2 protein-coding genes are annotated in these 3,075 nt (G+C 57.3%); both read right to left on the bottom strand.

The window, feature by feature from the left end; all coding sequences use genetic code 11:
* Window positions 1-484 precede the first annotated feature (484 nt).
* Complete coding sequence (gene clpX, locus C9413_RS30270) at window positions 485-1,762, bottom strand: ATP-dependent Clp protease ATP-binding subunit ClpX (RefSeq protein WP_022714809.1); 1,278 nt, start codon at window positions 1,760-1,762, stop codon at window positions 485-487.
* A gap of 302 nt (window positions 1,763-2,064) precedes the next feature.
* Window positions 2,065-2,694, bottom strand: coding sequence for an ATP-dependent Clp endopeptidase proteolytic subunit ClpP (clpP, locus tag C9413_RS30265; RefSeq protein ID WP_039844551.1), 630 nt, complete (start codon window positions 2,692-2,694; stop codon window positions 2,065-2,067).
* Window positions 2,695-3,075: the final 381 nt, after the last annotated feature.

Here is a 3,075-nt window from a genome sequence, read left to right as displayed (position 1 = left end):
GTCATGTGGGGGACGACCATGCTGTAGCGTAGGGGCAAACAAGGATAGGCAGTGCTGCTCGCTACAGACGTTTTCTTCGTCATTTTATTTCCTTTCCATCGTCCCGTTTCCGGGCTCTTTGCGCGGCCGCATGCGATCGGCCGGCGCTCTCACTTGGGCTACAAGTGGAGGTTCTGACTATGCATTTCAAGCCACGCTAACGCCCGCGTTCCACGGTTGTGACAGCTTTATTACAACGGAACGCTAGTACAATGAAGCGCCTAACTGGATCGACGCTTACCGCTTTCGAACCGGCTAAAACACCAGGCCGGAAAACCCGCTATGGAATCATTCCATCATCCCCAAGGACGGAACATTCCGCAACGTCAGCAATAGCGTTTTCCCAGTCTTGCCAGCCATTATTAACAGGACCATACACGGTTTTTCAAATAGAAAGGGGCCTGCCTTCGGCAAGCCCCTAAATCTAACCATACGAGGACGGGCATCAGGCCGAGGCGTTTGCCTTTTCCTCCTGCCGGTCTGCATAGATGTAGAGCGGACGGGCAGAACCGCGGGCAACTTCCTCGGAGATAACGACTTCGCGAACGCCTTCCAGCGCCGGCAGTTCGAACATCGTATCGAGCAGGATCTTTTCCATGATCGAGCGAAGGCCACGGGCACCGGTCTTGCGTACGATCGCCTTGCGGGCGATTTCGCGGAGCGCGTCCTCATGGAAAGTGAGCTCCACGTCTTCCATCTCGAACAGGCGCTGATACTGCTTGATGAGTGCGTTCTTCGGTTCCGAAAGAATCTGGATCAGCGCATCCTCATCGAGGTCTTCGAGCGTTGCCAGTACCGGCAGACGACCGATGAATTCCGGAATGAGGCCAAACTTCACCAGATCTTCCGGCTCGAGTTCGCGCAGCACCTCGCCGACGCGGCGGTCATCCGGCGCCTTGACGGTCGCACCGAAGCCGATCGATGTCTTCTCGCCGCGTGCCGAGATGATCTTGTCCAGACCCGCGAAGGCGCCGCCGCAGATGAACAGGATGTTCGTCGTGTCGACCTGCAGGAATTCCTGCTGCGGATGCTTGCGGCCGCCCTGCGGAGGAACGGAAGCGACCGTGCCTTCCATGATCTTCAGAAGCGCCTGCTGCACGCCCTCGCCCGACACGTCGCGAGTAATCGAGGGATTGTCGGACTTGCGGGAGATCTTGTCGACCTCGTCGATATAGACGATGCCGCGCTGGGCGCGCTCGACATTGTAGTCGGCGGACTGCAGAAGCTTCAGGATGATGTTTTCGACGTCTTCACCGACATAGCCGGCTTCGGTCAGCGTCGTTGCATCGGCCATCGTGAAGGGAACGTCGATGATGCGGGCGAGCGTCTGGGCGAGATAGGTCTTGCCGCAGCCGGTCGGGCCGACCAACATGATGTTCGATTTTGCCAGTTCGACTTCACTGTTCTTGGTGGCATGCGCCAGGCGCTTGTAATGGTTGTGGACGGCAACCGACAGTATCTTTTTCGCCTGCCGCTGGCCGATGACGTATTCGTCGAGAACCTTGATGATGTCCTGGGGCGTGGGAACGCCGTCGCGAGACTTGACCATCGAGGACTTGTTCTCCTCGCGGATGATGTCCATGCACAGTTCGACGCATTCATCGCAGATGAAGACGGTCGGCCCGGCGATTAGCTTCCGGACTTCGTGCTGGCTCTTTCCGCAGAACGAACAATACAGGGTATTCTTGGAGTCGCCGCCGTTGCTGCCGCTGACCTTGCTCATATCACTTTCCTTCCAGCACGCCGCATTTCAAGGTGAAATCGCGGTCCACTCAATGGCCCGCCGGCCTGCTCCCACCGGAGCATCAGCCGGCCAAGGCTTTAAGGGGTATAAACCGGTACCCAGCCAAAACATGCCCGGGTTCCGGCGGCAACGAACTCCCCTTCGAATGCCGAATGCTATGTCATACAGATTCAACATAGCATTAATAGTTACTATTAGCGTCTTCGCTACCGCATTAAACCCCTTGTTCAATCACAAATGGGATAGAACTGTGGCGGCAAAAACACCATCCCTATTAATTACTAGGCCTGATCACCTTCCATTTCGATGCGCGACGTCAGGACCTTGTCGATCACGCCCCAGCTCTGAGCCTCGTCGGCATCCATGAAGTGGTCACGGTCGAGGGTCTTTTCAACTTCTTCGTAGCTGCGGCCGGTATGCTTCACGTAGACCTCGTTCAGCCGGCGCTTCATCTTCAGGATATCCTTGGCGTGGCGCTCGATGTCGGATGCCTGCCCCTGGAAGCCGCCTGAGGGCTGGTGAACCATGATGCGGGAATTCGGAGTGGCAAAGCGCATATCCTTGTGGCCGGCGGCCAGAAGCAGCGAGCCCATCGAGGCCGCCTGGCCGATGCAAAGCGTCGAAACGGCGGGCTTGATGAACTGCATCGTGTCATAGATCGCCATGCCGGCACTCACGACGCCGCCCGGCGAATTGATATAGAGCGCGATTTCCTTCTTCGGGTTTTCGGCCTCGAGGAAGAGAAGCTGGGCGCAGACGAGCGTCGCCATGTGATCCTCGACGGCGCCCGTCAGGAAGATGATGCGTTCCTTCAGCAGGCGGGAATAGATGTCGTAGGAGCGTTCACCGCGATTGGTCTGTTCCACGACCATCGGCACGAGGGCCATAGCGGTATCGACTGGGTTTCTCATGTGCGTCCTTTGCCAACGTCTGCCGGCTGCCGCCGGGAATCAAAGAAAATGCTTCATCCCTACATAGAGTGTCACCGCCCTCTTCTTCAAGACACGCATAAGGATAACGTTAAGAAGCGGAGCCCGGCGCAGGATGAACCTCATGACAGGGCTATCTCCCAGCTGCCGCTTGACCGGGAGAGGCCACCAAGCGCGCTCACAGCTTTTCTCCGCGACAGGATGAACGAACCCTAAATACACTCGGATAGTCCCTGAGGCGGTTTACCTTGTGGAAAGCCTAATGGCGAATATAGGGCCCAAGGCGGTCCGGCATTAATCGACTGGGGGATTTCTGCGGCGGAACGCCCCGCCTTCCAAGGGGGGTTGCCGGGTTTAATATTA

Source organism: Rhizobium sp. SEMIA 4085, from assembly GCF_013004495.1.
GTDB classification, from domain to species: Bacteria; Pseudomonadota; Alphaproteobacteria; order Rhizobiales; family Rhizobiaceae; genus Rhizobium; species Rhizobium gallicum.
This window is presented reverse-complemented; position numbering and strand designations above follow the sequence as displayed.

Excerpts from the sequence above, each read along its gene's own strand:
- clpX (WP_022714809.1), bottom strand. The coding sequence starts at position 1,762 with ATGAGCAAGGTCAGCGGCAGCAACGGCGGCGACTCCAAGAATACCCTG.
- clpP (WP_039844551.1), bottom strand. The coding sequence starts at position 2,694 with ATGAGAAACCCAGTCGATACCGCTATGGCCCTCGTGCCGATGGTCGTG.